Genomic DNA, 17,343 nt, shown 5'->3' with positions numbered 1-17,343 from the left:
TCTCGGCCTGCGTCGAGGAGACGCCCGGGATGGCGTTCGGCCAGATCGTCGAGCCGGCCTGCCAGGACGTCCAGGGGACGTACCGGGTCTTCACCCAGTTCGTCAGGGCCGGGTCGCCCGGCCCCCACTCGTTCGGCACCCGCTCCTTCGTGCCGAACTTCATCTCGCCGAACTCCTGCCAGGTGGACGACTCGTCCTGCCCGGCGCTCAGGAAGAAGACGAAGTCGAACTTGTTCGCCGCCTCCTCGCCGATGTCGGCGACCCACGCGGCCCGCGCGTCCTTGCGCAGGTCACGGCCGCAGGTGTCGCCGGTCGGGCATCCCGTCCCGCCCTGCATGCCGTCCACGCCGTACTCGTGGTCCTTGGCGGGCATCTGGTAGGCGCCGAACCCGGTCAGGTCGACCCCGAACCGGCCGCCGGAGTCCTCCATCCAGTACTCGTGGAGGGTGTGGCCGTGGTTCAGGTCCTGCGGCTTGTTGAGGAACTCCTGGTAGAACTTCGCCACCTGCGCGCGCGGGACGTCGCCGACCTTGACCGGGTTGCCGAAGACCGACGAGTTCACCGGCTGCGTGACCTCGAACGGCTGGTTCGGGTAGTCGGCGAGGACGATCGCGACGTTGAAGTTCTTCACCGACCCCTTGCGGGCCGGGTCCGCCCACGAGGCGCCCGGGATCGCGGTGTAGTCGTCCCAGGTCATCGTGTCGGGAAGCTCGTAGTTCTGGGGGTCGATCGGGCGCGGGGCGCCCGCCGCGAACGCGCGGGCGGACGGCTGCGCCCGCTGCCACGGCTGCGTCTGCGGCCAGTGCCGCATCTGCCACGGGTTGGCGGTCGGTTTCGGCACCCGGGGCCCCGGCTGCGCGGCGGCCGGGACGGCCGCGAGTCCCACGACCAGCCCCATCACCGCCGCGGGCACCAGCAGAATCTTCTTGGCGCGCATGTCTCCCCTACCTCGGCTGGGTTGCGGGGAGACGGTAAGGACGCGCGGTTCCGCCCGGCTACGGCCGACATATACGATCTTGCGCCGACCACCCTGGCATTTCGCGCCATGCGCCCAGGTCAGAGCGGGAGTTCGCGCTCCGCGACGACGATGCCGTCCTCGTCGCTGTAGAGCCAGTCGCCCGGCCGGAACTCCACGCCGCCGAACGCCACCGGGACGCCGGTCTCGCCCGCGCCGTCCTTGGCGCTCTTGCGCGGGTTGGAGCCGAGCGCCTTCACGCCGAGGTCCAGCCCGCGCAGCGCCGCCACGTCCCGGACCGCGCCGTTGATCACGACCCCGGCCCAGCCGCCCGCCACCGCCGAGGCGGCGATCATGTCGCCCATCAGCGCGGACGCCAGCGACCCGGCGCCGTCCACGACCAGCACCCGGCCCTCCCCCGGGGTGCCCAGCAGCCGCTTCACCAGGCCGTTGTCGCGATGGCAGCGCACGGTGGCGACCGGGCCGGCGAAGGCCGTCCGCGCGCCGTACTGCCGGAACTGCGTCTCGCAGCTGCGCAGCTCGTCCCCGAAGTCGTCGATGAGGTCAGCGGTCGCGAAGTCCATGACGGCAGACTACTGGTCGGTAATGCCTCAGCCGGAGGGCGCGTCGGTCGGGCGGCCGATGAGCCGCGACAGCACGATCGCCGTCTTGGTCGCGGTGATGTTGTCCTCGCGGCGCAGCCGTTCGAGGGCCTGCTCCAGATGCTGGATGTCGCGCGCCCGCACGTGCACGAGCGCGCTGGCGTCCCCGCTGATCGTGTACGCCGCGACGACCTCGGGGTGGCCGCGGACGCTGGAGTAGATCTCCTCGGGGGACGTCGCCCCGGTGCAGAAGATCTCGATGAACGCCTCGGTCGTCCAGCCGAGCGCGGCCGGGTCGACCACGGCCGCGAAGCCGTTGATCACGCCGTCCGCGCGGAGCCGGTCCACGCGCCGCTTCACCGCGGGGGCCGACAGGCCCACCTTGTCGCCGATCTGCGCGTACGAGGCGCGCCCGTCCTCCAGCAACCGCGCAACGATCCGCCGGTCGAGCTCGTCAAGACGCAACAAATAACACCCCCCGAGTCGGCTTTCGTCATTGGTCGGCAGTCAATTCCGAACATACGCTGGGTACGGACCGGCGGCCACCTGATCCGCCGGACCCCCTCCCCCTCGGCACCGGGTCCCGCGCCCGGTGTCCCCGCCATGCCCCGGCACGACCGGCCGGGCCGAGCCGCGAAGGAGCGTCGTGACGCCGACCGACCAGCTGCGAGCGATGTCCGAGGACCACAGCGCGCACAACTACCACCCCCTCCCCATCGTGGTCTCCGAGGCCGACGGCGTCTGGCTGACCGACGCGGAGGGCCGCCGCTACCTGGACATGCTGGCCGCCTACTCCGCGGTCAACTTCGGGCACCGCAACCCGCGGCTGACCGAGGCCGCGCGGCGGCAGCTCGACCGCGTCACGCTGGTGAGCCGCGCCTTCGACCACGACCAGTTCGGCCCGTTCGTCACCGAGCTCGCCGAGCTGTGCGGCAAGGACATGGTGCTGCCGATGAACAGCGGCGCCGAGGCCGTCGAGACCGCCCTGAAGACCGCCCGCAAGTGGGGCTACGAGGTCAAGGGCGTGCCCGCCGGCGAGGCGAACATCATCGCGTTCGAGGGCAACTTCCACGGCCGCACGACCACCATCATCAGCTTCTCCACCGACCCCGACGCCCACGACTCCTACGGCCCCTACACGCCGGGCTTCCGGACCGTCCCGTACGGGGACGTCGAGGCGCTCCGGGCCGCGATGGACGACAACACGGTCGGCGTGCTGGTCGAGCCGATCCAGGGCGAGGCGGGCGTGAACGTCCCGCCGAGCGGGTTCCTGCGCGCCGTGCGCGAGCTGTGCACGGCGGGCCGCGCGCTGATGATCGCCGACGAGATCCAGTCGGGTCTCGGCCGCACCGGCGCCACGTTCGCGGTCGAGCACGAGGGCGTCGTGCCCGACGTCTACATCCTCGGCAAGGCCCTCGGCGGCGGCATCATGCCGGTGTCCGCGGTCGTCGCCGACCGGGACGTCCTCGGCGTGTTCAAGCCGGGCCAGCACGGCTCGACGTTCGGCGGCAACCCGCTGGCCTGCGCCATCGGGCGCGAGGTCATCGCGATCCTGAAGACCGGCGAGTACCAGGAGCGCTCCCGGACGCTCGGCGCGCACATGCACGACCGGCTCGGGCGGCTGCCCGGCGACCTCGTCCGCGAGGTGCGCGGGCGCGGCCTGTGGGCGGGCGTGGAGCTGCACGGCAGGGCCCGTCCGGTCAGCGAGCGGCTGATGGACCTCGGCGTGCTCGCCAAGGAGACCCACGAGACCACGCTGCGCCTCGCCCCGCCGCTGGTCATCGAGCGCGACGAGCTCGACTGGGCGCTCGACCAGCTGGAGATCGCCCTCAAGGGCTGACGCTCCGGCCCGGGCGAAGGACCTGGAACGCCGCCGGTCAACGGCGCCCGGCGGCGTTCCATTCCACCCGTTCCCGGCCCCCGTTTCCGTCATCGCAAACCCCGGTCTCCGCCAAGGGTCGGCCAGCGCCCGCCCGGCGCGGCCGCCTCCCCCGCGCCCCGCCGCGAGGGTGAGGGGATGCTGCGGAACAGGAGTCGGCGCCGGGTGATCATCGGGTGCGCGGGGCTGGCGACGGGCCTCGTGCTGCTGCTCGCGGGCGGCCTGTACCTCCTGCAACGCTTCTACGACGGCGAGGTCAGGCGGGTCTCGGGCGCGCTGCCGACCGCCGGCGGGCGCCCGGCCTCCAGCGGGCGCGGCGAGAACTGGCTGCTGATCGGGTCCGACCGGCGCGCCGACATGCCCTCGATGGGCGCCCGCGCCGACACGATCATGCTCGTGCACCTGTCCGGGCACGGCGACCGGGTGTCGGTGATCGCCCTCCCCCGGGACGCCTGGGTCCCCGTCCCCGGGCACGGCTTCACCAAGATCAACGCGGCGTTCGCCTACGGCGGGCCGTCGCTGCTGATCCGGACGGTGGAGCAGCTCACCCGCGTCCGCGTCGACCACTACGCCGCGCTCGACTTCGGCGGGTTCGTGAAGATGACCGACGCCCTCGGCGGCGTGGACGTCACCGTCACCAAGACGACCCACGACCCCATGCACGACCGGACCTGGCAGGCCGGACGGCACCATCTGGACGGCGTCGAGGCGCTCGACTTCGTCCGGCAGCGCTGGAACCTGCCGGGCGGCGACCTCGACCGGATCAAGCGCCAGCAGGCGTTCCTGCACGCGCTCGCCGCCAAGGCGCTGGACACCCGCAACCCCATCAAGATCGACCGGTTCGTGCGGGCCGCGACCCGCTCGGCGACCGTGGACGACTCGGTCACCTCCGGCACGATGCGCGGTCTGGCGCACCGGCTGCTGCGGACCTCGCTGATGGAGTACCTGACGGCCCCGGTCGACCGGCCGGCCGAGCGCGACGGGCAGAGTGTCGTACTACTGGAGGACGATGGGGTCGGAGAGCTGTTCACCGCCGTCCGGGAGGACCGGGTCGGCAACTACGTCGCCCGCAACGGCGCCGCCAACACCGTGGACTCCGTGCGCTGACCTGCCCGAATATGCCCGTTTTTCTGGGAAGATGACGGGAGCGGTCCGAGTGGATTAGTCTATGTGGACTAATCGAGTTCGACCATAAGGGCCGCAGCCATGTCCAGACCCCTCACGCCGCTGGCGCTGACCGTGCTGCGCATGCTGTGCGACGGACCCATGCACCCGTACGAGATGCAGCAGCGCATCCGCGACCACGCCTACGACCAGGCCGTCAAGATCACGCACGGGTCGCTCTACCACTCGGTGGAGCGGCTCGCCGCGGGCGGGCTGATCGAGCCGCTGGAGACGAGCCGGGAGGGCCGCCGGCCCGAACGCACCGTCTACGCGGTGACCAGCGCCGGACGCGACGCGGCGCAGTTCCGGCTCGCCGAACTGCTCGTCCGGCCCGCCGAGGAGTTCCCGCTGTTCGGCACCGCGCTGGCGTTCATCAACCTGCTGCCGGAAGGCGAGGTCGCACGGCTCCTGCGCAACCGGAGCGTCTCCCTGGAGGCGGCGCTCGCGGCGCACCAGACCGCGCACGACTCGCTCCGCAAGCAGGGCATCGAGCGCTACAAGCTGATCGACCAGGAATGGCTGATCGCGCGCCTGCGGTCGGAGCTGGACTTCGTGCGGGGGCTCGTCGCGGACCTGGAGTCCGGCCGGCTCACCTTCGACGACACCGAGCCGCGGGCGATCTGCCACCCGCGGCCCCGACCACGACGGAACGACGACGAGATGGGGGCCTGATGAAGAGATGGAGCGGCAATCCCTGGGCGATCCTGCTGACGCTCTCCCTCGGATTCTTCATGACACTGCTCGACCTGACGATCGTGAACATCGCGATCCCGAGCATGATCGACAAGCTTGACGCCTCGCTGGACGAGGTGCTGTGGGTCGGCAACGCCTACATCCTGGTGCTGGCGGTGCTGCTCATCACCGCCGGCCGCCTCGGCGACCTGTGGGGCAAGAAGAACCTGTTCATCGCCGGTGTCGCGGTGTTCACGCTGTCCAGCCTGGTGTGCGGGATCTCCCAGGATCCGGCGCAGCTCATCGCGGCCCGCGCCGTGCAGGGCCTCGGCGCCGCGCTCCTGATGCCGCAGACCATGTCCATCATCATCAGCGTGTTCCCCCCGGAGCGGCGCGGCGCCGCGCTCGGCGTCTGGGGCGCGGTGGCGGGCGTGTCCACCATCGCCGGGCCCACGGTCGGCGGGCTGCTGGTCACCAGCCTCGACTGGCGGTGGATCTTCTTCGTGAACCTGCCGATCGGCATCCTCGTGCTGGCCATGGCCGTGCCGATCCTGCCCGGCCACACCCGCACCGTCCGGCACCGGTTCGACGTCGCGGGCGTGCTGCTGGCGTCCGCCGCGCTGTTCTGCCTCACGTTCGCGCTGACCGAGGGCCAGAAGTACGAGTGGAACGAGGGCATCTGGGGCCTGATCGCCGCCGGTCTCGCGCTGTTCGTGATCTTCGTGGTCTACCAGCGAGGACGCCAGGACCGCGAGCCGCTCGTGCCGTTCTCGCTGTTCAAGGACCGCAACTTCACGATCCTCAACCTCGTCGGCGCGGCCGTCTCGGTCGGCATGATCGGCCTGTTCCTGCCGATGACGATCTACCTGCAGTCGGTGCTCGGCTTCAGCGCCCTCAAGGCGGGCCTCGTCATGGCGCCGTCGTCGGTGGTGTCGATGCTCCTCGCCCCGGTCGCGGGCCGGATGTCCGACCGCATCGGCGGCAAGTTCATCCTGATGGCCGGCCTGACCCTGTACGCGGTCGGCATGGCGTGGATGGTGATCATCGCGCAGGTCGGGACGGACTGGACCGCGTTCATCGCCCCGCTCGTGGTGTCCGGGTTCGGCATCGGCGGCGTGTTCGCGCCGATGGCCACCGAGGCGACCCGGAACGTCCCGCCGCGCCTCGCGGGCGCCGCGTCCGGCGTCAACAACACGATCCGGCAGGTCGGCTCGGTGCTCGGCAGCGCGGCGGTCGGCGCCGTCCTGCAGAACCAGCTGGCGTCGTCGCTGCGCGACGAGGCGGCGACCCGGTCGGCGGCCCTCCCGCCCGACGTGCGCGGCGGCTTCGTGCAGAGCTTCGCGGACGCCGCCAAGGGCGGCCTGGAGGTCGGCGCGGGGCAGAGCGGGGCCCGGCAGCAGCTGCCGCCCGGCGTCTCGCCGAGCGTCGCGCACCGCGTCCAGGAGCTGGCCGGCCAGGTGTTCTCGCACGGTTTCGTCCACGCGATGAAGCCCACGATGTGGCTGCCCATCGGCGTCGTCCTGCTCAGCGCCGCCGCGTGCCTCACCCTCAAGGGCCACAAGGCCGGCGCGCCCGTCCACAAGGACTCCGAGCCCGCCCCCGTGGCGAGCTGAGGACCCGCTACCCCCGGGAACGGCCCGCCTTGCCGAGCATCCATTCGCCCGGCGGGCGGGCCGGCGGAACCAGCATGATGCCGACCACGGCGGCGACCATGCCGCCGATGACGAACAGGTACCCGGGCAGCGTCGCCGAGACGACGAGATCGCCCTCGGGGCGGCGCATCTGCAGGACGAACACCACGACGCCCCACACCAGCGCCGGGACGAACGCGCCGAGCCGCCCGCCCATCGCCTTCCCCGACGCCCACGTCATCGCGAAGACCAGCGCGACCAGGACGAGCGCCGTGAGCGGGACGGGGCCGACGGACCAGTCCTGCGCGAACGAGCCCACGACGCCGAACACGCCGCCGAGGACGCCGAGCGCGGCGTAGGCGGCGCCGGACACGAACGCGTCGCCGGGGCGCTCCCCGTCCGCGGGAGCGGCGGACGCCCCGCCGCCCTCCGCGGCCGCGCCCGCGCCGGCGGGCTCGACCTCGGCGGCATCGGCCTCGGCGTCGTGCGCGCCGGCGTCCGCCGGGCGGCCGTCCTTGGCGAGCCGCACCCGGGCCCGGTCGTCCTTGTCCACGGACGCCAGCGTACCGGGGCCCGTCAGTCCCCCGCGCTCGCCAGACCGGCGAACAGGTCGCGCTCGCGGCGGCCCGGGCCGACCGGGCCGAGCTCGCCCGCCTGGAGGATGAAGTACTCGGTGCCGAACGCCTGCTGCCCCAGGTTGTTCGACAGCGCGAAGAACGGCCCGACCTGCTCGGGCGCGACCGTGACCTGGGTGTGGTGGGCACGCAGCGCGGCCAGCTTGGCGGGCAGGTGGGCGCGGGCGTCCACGACCGTGGTGACCTCCCCGTCCGGGACGCCGGAACCGAGCTCCTCCAGCCCCGCGACGCGCGCGAACGGCAGCCGGGCCTCGCGCATCACCGCGATCGCGCGGGCGAGGACGGTGCGCGGCGCGGCGTAGGCGTAGACCTTGGCCGCCCGCCACGGCTCGGCGCCGTCCTCGTGGGAGGGGTCGGCGGCCAGCTCGAACGCCCGCCACGTGACGCGGTGCGCCTGGATGTGGTCGGGGTGGCCGTAGTTGCCGCGCTCGTCATAGGTGACGATCACCTGCGGGCGGACCTCCCGGATGACGGTCACGAGGTCGCGTGCGGCGGTCGTGACGTCCGCCTGCCAGAAGCAGCGCGGGTCGTCGTTCGTGGGGGCGCCCATCATGCCGGAGTCGCGCCAGCGACCGGGACCGCCGAGGAAGCGGTGGTCGCGGACGCCGAGCGCCTCGCAGGCCGCGGCGAGCTCGCCGATCCGGTACTCGCCGAGGGCGTCCTCCTTGTCGGAGGCCAGGTGGCGCAGATCCTCGGGGATGACCTCGCCCTCCTCGCCCAGCGTGCAGGTGACGAGGCAGACGTGGGCGCCCTCGGCGGCGTATTTGGCCATGCTGGCCCCGGTCCCGATGGACTCGTCGTCCGGATGGGCGTGGACGAACAGGATCCGCGGCTCCTTCATAGTCCACGAGCCTACTCAGGGCCCGGCATCGCGGCGATGACCGCCCTGCCCCGCGCATCCCGGAGGACCTCCCCGGGCCCCCGTCAGCCGCCGCCGGTGCCGGTGCCGCCGGCGCCCGTTCCCGTGCCGCCGTCGCCCCCGCCGGTGCCGGGGCCGCCGGTCCCACCGGTCCCGCCCGTGCCGCCTCCGGGACTGGTGGGCGTGCTCGGCGGCGTGTCGGTGGTCGGCGGGTCGGTCGGGGTCTCGGTGGTCGGCTGCTCCTGCGTCGGCTCGGACGTCCGCGGCGGCGGCGTGTTCTGGCGCGTCCGGGTGCGGGTCGGCGTGGGCTCCTCGGGCTGCTCGGTCGTCGGCTCCTCCGAGACCGGCCCGGAGTCGGTGACCGTCGGGGTGGGCGGGGTCTCCTTGGAGTCGCTGCCGCTCCGGGCCGCCATGAACAGGCCCACGACCAGCGCCAGCACCGCGATCGCGGCGATGGCGCCGAAGATCGGCGCCTTGGACTTGCGCTCGGGCTCCCAGTCGTCGTACCGGGGACGGCCGCCGCCCGTCGGGGGCCCGGCCGGGGGCAGGGTCCCGGTGTAGTCGCGGGGCGCGACGGGGGCCGCTCCGCGGCCCGGCTGGGTCGCGCCCGCCATCATCCCGGCGCCGGCGAGGCCGCCCGCGGCGAGCGTCGACCCCTCCGCCAGCATCGTGGTGGCCTGGGCCGGGTCGTCCATGCGGGTCTGCCCGGCGCCGCCCGGGCCGCTGCCGATCAGCGCCATCATGATCTGCTGCGCGGTCGGCCGCCGCTCCGGCTCCTTGACCAGGCAGGCCGCGATCAGCCGGTGCAGGTCGGCGGGCACGCCGTCCAGCGACGGCGGCTCGTTCATCACCCGGTTGATCACCGCGACGACGGTGTCGTCGCCGAACGGCGGGCGCCCGGTCGCGGCGAACACCATCGTGGTGGCCCAGGCCCACACGTCCACGGCCTCGGTGAGGGTGGCGCCCGCCACCTGCTCGGGCGCCATGTAGGACGGGGTGCCGATCGCCTTGGTCGCGTTGGTCTGCCCGGTGTCCAGGGCCCGCGCGATACCGAAGTCGATCACCCGGGGGCCGTCCGGGGCCATGATCACGTTGTGCGGCTTGAAGTCGCGGTGCACGATGCCAGCCTGGTGGATCGCGACGAGCGCGGTCGCGGTGCCGATCGCGAGCCGGTCCAGCGGCGCGCCGCTGATCGGGCCGGTCTCGGTGACCTGCTTGTACAGCGACGGCCCCGGCACGTACTCGCTGGCGATGTAGGGCTGGTCGCCCGCGACGTCGGCCTCCAGGACCTGCGCGGTGCAGAACCGCGCGACCTGCTTGGCCGCCTGCGCCTCCCGGACGAACCGGTTGCGGGCCATCGTGTCGCCGGCCAGGTCGGCGCGCAGGAGCTTGATCGCGGCACGGTTCCCGGAGGCGTCGACGCCGCCGTAGACGACGCCCTGGCCGCCCTCGCCGAGCCGGTCGACGATCTCGTAGGAACCGAGCCGCCGGGGGTCACCCGGCTGCAGCTCAGGCATTGACATACTCCTCAGCCCGCGACGACAGAAGTGCTTGGGGAAGCTTTGAGCTTACGCGAGCGCGGACACGGGCACGGGACATTCCCGTCCACCACGCGACGACCCGTGATCATAGAGGGCAGGAGGCCACCGTGCGCCGCAGTTCCGGACCGTCCTGGCAGACTCGGCTGCCATGAGCATCAGCTATCCGCGGCAGAGCGCCCGCACGCGACGGTTCAGCCTCGGCGTCCCGCGCGCCTTCCAGATCGCGCCGGACGGGTCGCGCGTCGCCTTCCTGCGCACCCGCGCGGGCGACGATCCGGTGACCTGCCTGTGGACGCTGGACACCGCCACCGGCGAGGAGGAGTGCGTCGCCGACCCGGCCGCGCTGGACGTCCCCGGCGAGGAGGACCTGCCCGCCGAGGAGCGGGCCCGGCGCGAGCGCGCCCGCGAGCAGGCGGGCGGCATCGTCGGGTACGCGACCGACCGCGCCATGGGGCAGGCCGTGTTCACCCTGGGCGGGCGCCTGTACGCCGTCGACCTCGACACCGCCCTCGTGCGGGAGCTGCCCGCCCGGCCGCCAGTCTTCGACCCGCGCCCCGACCCCGCGGGCCGCCGCGTCGCCTACGTGTCCGGCCGCACGCTGCGGGTCGTGGAGATGGGCGGCGCGGACGACCGCGCGCTCGTCGAGCCCGAGTCCGACCAGGTCTCCTACGGCCTCGCCGAGTTCGTCGCCGCGGAGGAGATGGGCCGGATGCGCGGCCACTGGTGGTCGCCCGACGGCGGGACCCTGCTGGTCGCGCGGGTGGACGAGACGCCCGTGCAGCGCTGGCACATCGCCGACCCGGCCAACCCGGACCGGCAGCCGTCCGAGATCGCCTACCCGGCGGCCGGCACCCCGAACGCCCTGGTGTCCCTGGTGCTGCTGAAGGTGGACGGCGGGCGCACGGCGGTGGCCTGGGACCGCGGCATGTTCCCCTACCTCGTGACCGCCGTCTGGGACCGGCACGGCCTCCTGATCGTCGTGCAGCCCCGCGACCAGCGCTCCCAGCGGGTGCTGCGGGTCGACCCGACCAACGGCGAGACCGCGCTCCTGCACACCGAGCACGACCCCGTCTGGACGGAGGTCATCCCCGGCCTGCCCGTCCGCACGCACGGCGGCGACCTCGTCTGGGCCACCGAGGACGCCGCGACCGACACCCGCCGCCTCACGGTCGCGGGCGAGCCGGTCACGCCCGCCGGCCTCCAGCTGCGCTCCGTGCTCGGCGTGGACGGCGAGTCGGTCCTCTTCACCGCCTGGGAGGAGCCCACCGAGGTCCACCTCTACTCCTACGAGAACGGCGAGGTGACCCGCCTCAGCGAGGGGCGGGGCGTCTTCGGCGGCGCCCGGTCCGGGGGCGTCACGGTGGTCTCGGGCGCGCGGCTGGACCGCCTCGGCTCCCAGGCCGAGGTGCGCACGGCGAACGCGGTCCACCCCGTCGCCTCGTTCGCCGAGACCCCGGTGATCACGCCGCGGGTGGAGCTGCTGCGCGCCGGCGACCGCGAGCTGCGCACCGCCGTCGTGCTGCCCACCGGCTGGGAGCGCGGGGACGGCCGCCTGCCCGTCCTGATGGACCCCTACGGCGGGCCGCACGCGCAGCGCGTCCTCGCCGTCCAGCGCTCGTACTGCGAGGCGCAGTGGCTCGCCGACCAGGGCTTCGCCGTCGTGATCGCGGACGGGCGCGGCACCCCCGGGCGCGGCCCGGCCTGGGAGCGCGCCGTGCGCGGCGACTTCGTCGGCCCCGTCCTGGACGACCAGATCAGCGCGCTGATCGAGGCGGCCCGCAAGCACCCCGCCGCCCTCGACCTCGACCGCGTCGGCATCCGTGGCTGGTCCTTCGGCGGCTGGCTCGCGGCCCTCGCCGTCATGCACCGCCCGGACGTCTTCCACGCGGGCGTCGCCGGCGCCCCGGTCACCGACTGGCGCCTGTACGACACCCACTACACCGAGCGGTACCTGGGCCACCCCGACGAGGAGCCGGAGAACTACGACGACAACTCCCTGCTCGCCAGGGCCGCCGACCTGAAGCGGCCACTGATGATCATCCACGGTCTGGCGGACGACAACGTGGTGGCCGCGCACACCCTGCGCCTGTCCTCGGCCCTCCTGGCCGCCGGCCGCCCGCACACCGTCCTCCCCCTGTCGGGGGTCACCCACATGACCCCGCAGGAAGTGGTCGCCGAGAACCTCCTCCACATCCAGGTCCACTTCCTGAAAGAGGCGCTCACGAGCCAGTAGGAGCCGAAGGACTCAGCTCCTCCAGGAGGCCCAGAGGGCTGCGTAGGAGCCCCGGGCCTCCAGGAGTTCCTCGTGGGTGCCCAGTTCGGTGATGCGGCCGTTCTCCACCACGGCCACGCGGTCGGCGTCGTGGGCGGTGTGGAGGCGGTGGGCGATGGCGACGACGGTCCGGCCGTCCAGGACGGCGGCGAGCGAGCGTTCCAGGCGGCGGGCCGCGCGCGGGTCGAGCAGGGACGTCGCCTCATCCAGGACGAGCGTGTGCGGGTCGGCGAGGACGAGCCGGGCCAGCGCGAGCTGCTGGGCCTGCGCGGGCGACAGGGGCTCGCCGCCCGAGCCGACGACGGCGTCGAGGCCGGGGCCGTCCCAGTCGACGGCGGCCAGGGCCTGGCGGACGTCGTCGTCGGAGGCGCCCTCGCGGGCCATCACGAGGTTCTCGCGGAGGGTGCCGCGGAACACGTGGTGCTCCTGGGTGACCAGCGCGACGTGGCCGCGCAGGTCGTCCAGGGGCAGCTCGACCAGCGGGACGCCGCCGCCCGCGCCCACGGTGACCGCGCCCGCGCGCGGCCCGTCGACGCCGGCGAGGAGGCGGCCGAGCGTCGACTTGCCCGCGCCGCTGGGCCCCACCATCGCCAGGCGCTCGCCCGGTCTCAGGTCGAGGTCCACGCCGTGCAGGACGTCGTGGCCGCGACGGTAGGAGTAGTGGACGCCGCGCGCCGCGATCCGCTCCCCGGCGGGGCGGTCCCCGTTCGGCGATCGGTCGGGCGGGACCTCGCCGACGCCGAGCAGCCGGGCCAGGGACGCGCCGCCGAGCTGGAGTTCGTCCAGCCACTGCATGAGCGTGTCGACCGGTTCGATGAGCTGCTGGGCGTACAGCGTCGCGGCGGTCACCTGCGCGAGCGTGGCCATGCCGTTGATGTAGAGCAGGCCGCCGACGAGCAGCGTCGACACCACGGGGAGGACGAAGCTCATCTCCATCACCGGGAACAGCACCGTGCGCAGCCGCAGCGTGTACCGCTCGACCTCGTAGGACGCCGCGATGTCGGCGTCGCCGCGCTCGTGCCGCCGCTCGGCGAGCCCGAGGGCCTCCACGGTCCGGGCGCCCTGGACGGTCTCGGTCAGCCCGTCGGCGATGCCCGCCCATGCCGCGTTCTCGCGCAGGTAGCCCTTGTGGGCGCGGGGCAGGTACCAGCGCATCACCGCCACCAGCAACGGCACCGCGACCAGGGCGGGCAGCGCGACGAGCGGCCCGTTGACCATCAGCGCGGCGACGGTGAACCCGCCCACGACGATGGCGACGAGGGTCTCCGGCATCGCGTACCGGACGGAGGTGCTCAGCGTGTCCACGTCGCGGGAGGCGCGGGTGACCAGGTCCCCGGTGCCGGCGCGCTCGACCGTCGACAGCGGCAGGGCCATGACGCGGTCGACGAACTCCTCGCGGAGCTCGGCCAGCACCCGCTCGCCCAGCCTCGCCGACGCCAGGTAGGCGTACCGGATCAGAACGCCCTGGGCGACCACGAACCCGGCGATGGCCAGGCCGGTGGTGTCGATGTCGGCGCGGCCGTCGCGGACGCCCTCCACCAGGGAGCCGAGCAGGCGCGGCGTGACGAGCCCGGTGACGGCCGCCAGCGCGTGCAGGGCCAGCACCAGGGCGAGGTCGCGCGGGTGCCGGAGGACGAGCCGCCGCGCGTAGGCCCGCACCTGCGCGGGCGTCGCGACGGGCAGTATCCGGGCGCTCATGTGCCCGCCCTTTCCGTGGTCTCGCCGCGGGTGACGGTCGCCGCGTAGCGCGGCTCGGAGTCCAGCAGCTCCCGGTGCGTGCCCTCCGCGACGACCAGGCCGTCGCGGACGAAGGCGACGTGGTCGGCGCGGTCCAGCATCAGCGGGCTCGTCGTGCACACCACGGTGGTACGGCCCGCGCGCGCCTCACCGAGCCTGGCGGCGATGCGCGCCTCGGTGTGCGCGTCCACCGCGCTGGTCGGCTCCACGAGGACGAGCACGTCGGGGTCGGCGGCGAGCGCTCTGGCCAGGCGGAGGCGCTGCTGCTGGCCTCCGGAGAACTCCCGTCCGGCCTCCGCCACGTGCGCGTCGAGCCCGATCGGGTCGACGACGTCCTCGGCGCAGGCCGCGCGGATCGCCGCCCGGAGCGCGGGCTCGCCGGCGTCCGGTGCGAGCGACTCGGCCAGCGGGCCGGAGAACAGCCGGTCCTCGTTGACCGCGACCAGGATCCGCTCGCGGACGTCCGCGACCGCGCGCAGCGGGACGCCGCCGAAGTCGACCTCGCCGTCGGCGTACCGGCCGAGGCGGTCGGCGACGGCCTGCGCGTCGCGCGGGTCGGCCGCGGCGACCGCGGTGATCCGGCCCGGCCGCACGACCAGCCCCGAGGCGATGTCGACGAGCTCGGCGTCCGCCGCCGGACGGGCCGTCCCGGCGGCGGGCAGCTCGGGGTCGAGCCGCAGCAGCGCGGTGACCCGGCCCGCCGCCACCAGCCCCTTGGTGATCTTGCTGGCGGCCTCGCCGAGCGTCTTCAGCGGGACGATCAGGAACACCGCGTACCCGTAGAACGCGACCAGCTCGCCGACGCCGATCTCCCCCCGCGCGGCGAACCGGGCGCCGGCCCAGGTGACCAGCGCGATCAGCAGGCCGGGCAGCAGCACCTCGGCGCCGCTCATCCGCGTCTCGGCCCGCGCGACCGCCACCCCCGCCTCCCGCACCCGCTGGGACTCGGCGCGGTAGCGGCCGGAGAACAGGGCCTCGCCGCCGATCCCGCGCAGCACCCGCAGGCCCGCGACGAGGTCGGTGGCGTGCGTGGTCAGCTCGCCGACCAGCTCGCGGTGCGCCTGCTCCCGTTCGCGGTAGGGGCGCAGCAGCGGGGCCGCCGCCACCAGGATCAGGGGGACGCCGACCAGCACGATCAGACCGAGCGGCGGCGACGTGGACAGCAGGATGCCGGCCACGACGACGATCGCCACCACGGCGCCCGACCCGCGCGCCGCGATGTCGATGGTGTCGCCGATGTGCGAGACGTCGGAGAGCCCGACGCTCACCACCTCGCCGGCGCTCAGCCGCTTCGGCAGCGTCGAGCCGAGGCGGGTGGCCTGCCGGGTGACGAGCTGGACGGTCCGGTACGCGGCGGACAGCCAGTTGAACACGGCGCACCGGTGCCGGAGCACGCCCGTCACGGCCTGCACGGCGCCGAGGCCGAGCAGGACGGCGGCCCACGTCAGAAGGGCGCCCTCGTCCCGCGCCGCGACGCCGTCGCCGATGGCGCGGCCGAGCGCGGCGGGCATCAGGGCCTGGCTCAGCATCCAGGCCACGCCGAAGAGGGCGCCCGCGGTCACGCTGCGCCACTGGGCGCGCAGCAGCGACAGCAGGTAGCGCGCGGGGGATCCTCGATCGGCGCGGGAGGCGCTCCAAGGGTCGGGGGACGTCGTCCGCCCTCGCACAACGTGGTCGGGGCCGCCAGGATCTTTCACCGGCAACGGCTTCACCCGACGAAGGTTATGCAGGGGAACTCCCGGCACACGACTGGTTTTTCAGCAGCGCAAACGGGTTTCGGTCCGTCCGGAAGCACCGACAAAGGCGGGCTCAGGGGGTGCGCCCGGCCGCGTGGACACGCTAAGGTCGTCACCGTACGGAGCGATGCTTCCTCCGCTCCATGAGCCGGGACCCTTGGCGGCTAGGCCCACGCCGCTGCCCCGGCGCGGCCCGTGCCGCTCCCCGTTTCCGCGGGGACGAGCGGGACGACGCGGTCGTTGCCAGTGCCGTCGCCAGCCCGACTTTCCGGAAGCCCTGTGAGCACCATCAGTCACCAGACGCATCCCCTCACGCCAGGTACCGAGGACAGGATCGAGCTGCTCCTCATCGACGACGACCCCACCGACGTGCTCATGGTGGAGAAGATGCTCGCCGACAGCGGCCTGGACGCGGGGATCACCGTCGCCTGCGACCTGGACGCCGCCCGGCGCATGCTGACGCGGCGCGTCCAGTGCATCATCGTCGACCTGTCCACGCCCGGCATCGACCGGCTGGAGGGGCTGCGGCGGGTGCTCGCGCTGTCCGGCCCGGCCGCCGTCGTCGTGCTGACCGGCCTGGACGACGGCCGCCTCGGCGTCCAGGCGGTCGCCGCGGGCGCCGAGGACTACCTGGTCAAGCAGGAGATCGACGGGCCGCTGCTGGCCCGCGCGATCCGCTACGCGATAGAGCGCAAGCGCTCGGAGGAGACCGAGCGGCGGCTCGTGGAGGCCCGCATCCTCGGCCGCGAGAACGCCCGGCTGGAGCGCGGCCTGCTGCCGGTCCCGCTGATCGAGGACCCGACGCTGCGGCACCACACCCGCTACCGGCCCGGCCGGCGGCGGGCGCTGCTCGGCGGCGACTTCTACGACACCGTGCAGACCGAGGGCGGCGCCGTCCACCTGGTGATCGGGGACGTCTGCGGGCACGGCCCTGACGAGGCGGCCCTCGGCGTCCAGCTCCGCATGGCGTGGCGGACGCTCGTCCTCGCCGGGCACACCGGCGAGCAGCTGCTCGGCACCCTCGACACCGTTCTCGGGCACGAGCGGCGCAGCGAGGAGATCTTCACCACCCTCTGCATGGTCACGATCGCGCCGTCCCGGCGGACCGCGCGGATGCACCTCGCCGGCCACCCCGCGCCGCTGCTGTTCCGCGGGGCGCCGGGCGAGGGCGGCGAGGTCGCGGCGCTCCCCGACTACGCCCACGGCCCGGCGCTCGGCCTGGTGCCCGGCGCCGAGTGGCCGACCACCGAGATCGACCTCGGCGAGTCGTGGGGCCTGATGCTCTACACCGACGGCCTGATCGAGGGGCGGGTCGGCGAGGGCTCGGACCGGCTCGGCACCGAGGGCCTGGTCGGCCTGGCCCGCACCGCGCGCACCCGCGGCGCGGCCGGACGGTCGCTGATCGACGCCCTGGTGGCCGAGGTGGAGCGCCTCAACGGCGACGCCCTGACCGACGACCTCGCCGTCCTGCTGCTGTCGCGGCAGGGCGAATCGGAGCGACCAGGGCGCTGACCACAAGCCCCTGACCTCCGTCAATGTCTTCTGGGTCACTCAACGGCAGAGTTCCCGCACCGCCTGTGAAGTCCCTCACCCGCACCCGGGTCACGGAACGGCCACAAGGCGCGTGCGGCGTGTGTTCATAGCCTGCGGCTATCGCCAC

The 17,343-nt window shown here is 73.8% G+C and carries 13 protein-coding genes and 1 pseudogene; 6 read left to right on the top strand and 8 right to left on the bottom strand.

Translation table 11 applies throughout. The annotated features are described in order from the left end of the window. From ABWI04_RS19630 to ABWI04_RS19620, 3 genes and pseudogenes are all read right to left on the bottom strand, one after another. Positions 1-937: pseudogene (locus tag ABWI04_RS19630) on the bottom strand (M6 family metalloprotease domain-containing protein); the annotation flags it as partial. A 119-nt stretch (positions 938-1,056) separates the two neighbouring features. Next, positions 1,057-1,539 (bottom strand): ribonuclease E activity regulator RraA, encoded by a 483-nt coding sequence (gene rraA, locus ABWI04_RS19625; RefSeq protein WP_345177218.1) that lies wholly within the window; start codon positions 1,537-1,539, stop codon positions 1,057-1,059. Between the two features lie 27 nt (positions 1,540-1,566). Next, positions 1,567-2,022 (bottom strand): Lrp/AsnC family transcriptional regulator, encoded by a 456-nt coding sequence (locus ABWI04_RS19620; protein ID WP_345177216.1) that lies wholly within the window; start codon positions 2,020-2,022, stop codon positions 1,567-1,569. Positions 2,023-2,230: 208 nt separating this feature from the next. Here ABWI04_RS19620 and rocD point away from each other — a divergent pair, with 208 nt between their 5' ends. The 4 genes from rocD (at position 2,231) to ABWI04_RS19600 (ending at position 6,885) form a co-directional block, all read left to right on the top strand. After that, positions 2,231-3,397 (top strand): ornithine--oxo-acid transaminase, encoded by a 1,167-nt coding sequence (gene rocD, locus ABWI04_RS19615; RefSeq protein WP_353833324.1) that lies wholly within the window; start codon positions 2,231-2,233, stop codon positions 3,395-3,397. 177 nt (positions 3,398-3,574) lie between these two features. Next, on the top strand, positions 3,575-4,543 hold the full coding sequence (locus ABWI04_RS19610; RefSeq protein WP_353833323.1) for an LCP family protein: 969 nt from the start codon (positions 3,575-3,577) through the stop codon (positions 4,541-4,543). A gap of 99 nt (positions 4,544-4,642) precedes the next feature. After that, positions 4,643-5,272, top strand: coding sequence for a PadR family transcriptional regulator (locus tag ABWI04_RS19605; RefSeq protein ID WP_345177211.1), 630 nt, complete (start codon positions 4,643-4,645; stop codon positions 5,270-5,272). Beyond that, positions 5,272-6,885, top strand: a complete 1,614-nt coding sequence (locus ABWI04_RS19600) for a DHA2 family efflux MFS transporter permease subunit (RefSeq protein ID WP_345177208.1) — start codon at positions 5,272-5,274, stop codon at positions 6,883-6,885. Before ABWI04_RS19605 ends, ABWI04_RS19600 begins: the two co-directional genes overlap by 1 nt. A gap of 7 nt (positions 6,886-6,892) precedes the next feature. On the opposite strand, the gene ABWI04_RS19595 is transcribed toward ABWI04_RS19600, so the two are convergent. The 3 genes from ABWI04_RS19595 to ABWI04_RS19585 all read right to left on the bottom strand — a co-directional run bounded on the left by ABWI04_RS19595 (position 6,893) and on the right by ABWI04_RS19585 (position 9,914). Then, the gene (locus tag ABWI04_RS19595; protein ID WP_353833322.1) at positions 6,893-7,456 is read right to left on the bottom strand and encodes a DUF6113 family protein; all 564 of its coding nucleotides are present in this window, start codon (positions 7,454-7,456) and stop codon (positions 6,893-6,895) included. 23 nt (positions 7,457-7,479) lie between these two features. Beyond that, positions 7,480-8,379, bottom strand: coding sequence for an N-acetyl-1-D-myo-inositol-2-amino-2-deoxy-alpha-D-glucopyranoside deacetylase (gene mshB / locus ABWI04_RS19590; protein WP_345177203.1), 900 nt, complete (start codon positions 8,377-8,379; stop codon positions 7,480-7,482). 83 nt (positions 8,380-8,462) lie between these two features. Continuing rightward, positions 8,463-9,914: a serine/threonine-protein kinase gene (locus ABWI04_RS19585; RefSeq protein ID WP_353833321.1), complete on the bottom strand. Its 1,452-nt coding sequence runs from the start codon at positions 9,912-9,914 to the stop codon at positions 8,463-8,465. Between the two features lie 172 nt (positions 9,915-10,086). Between ABWI04_RS19585 and ABWI04_RS19580 the strand changes: the two genes are divergently transcribed. Then, positions 10,087-12,171, top strand: a complete 2,085-nt coding sequence (locus tag ABWI04_RS19580) for a S9 family peptidase (protein ID WP_353833320.1) — start codon at positions 10,087-10,089, stop codon at positions 12,169-12,171. 12 nt (positions 12,172-12,183) lie between these two features. Here ABWI04_RS19580 and ABWI04_RS19575 read toward each other — a convergent pair whose 3' ends face one another. Next, positions 12,184-13,908 (bottom strand): ABC transporter ATP-binding protein, encoded by a 1,725-nt coding sequence (locus ABWI04_RS19575; protein ID WP_353833319.1) that lies wholly within the window; start codon positions 13,906-13,908, stop codon positions 12,184-12,186. Beyond that, on the bottom strand, positions 13,905-15,659 hold the full coding sequence (locus tag ABWI04_RS19570) for an ABC transporter transmembrane domain-containing protein (RefSeq protein ID WP_353833318.1): 1,755 nt from the start codon (positions 15,657-15,659) through the stop codon (positions 13,905-13,907). The genes ABWI04_RS19575 and ABWI04_RS19570 overlap by 4 nt, the downstream gene beginning before the upstream one ends. A gap of 303 nt (positions 15,660-15,962) precedes the next feature. On the opposite strand from ABWI04_RS19570, the gene ABWI04_RS19565 reads away from it, so the two are divergent. Next, the gene (locus ABWI04_RS19565) at positions 15,963-17,195 is read left to right on the top strand and encodes a PP2C family protein-serine/threonine phosphatase (RefSeq protein ID WP_345177191.1); all 1,233 of its coding nucleotides are present in this window, start codon (positions 15,963-15,965) and stop codon (positions 17,193-17,195) included. The last annotated feature ends 148 nt before the right edge of the window (positions 17,196-17,343 follow it).

The sequence above is a fragment of the Actinomadura sp. NPDC000929 genome, from assembly GCF_040492065.1.
Lineage (GTDB): Bacteria > Actinomycetota > Actinomycetes > Streptosporangiales > Streptosporangiaceae > Spirillospora > Spirillospora verrucosospora.
This window is presented reverse-complemented; position numbering and strand designations above follow the sequence as displayed.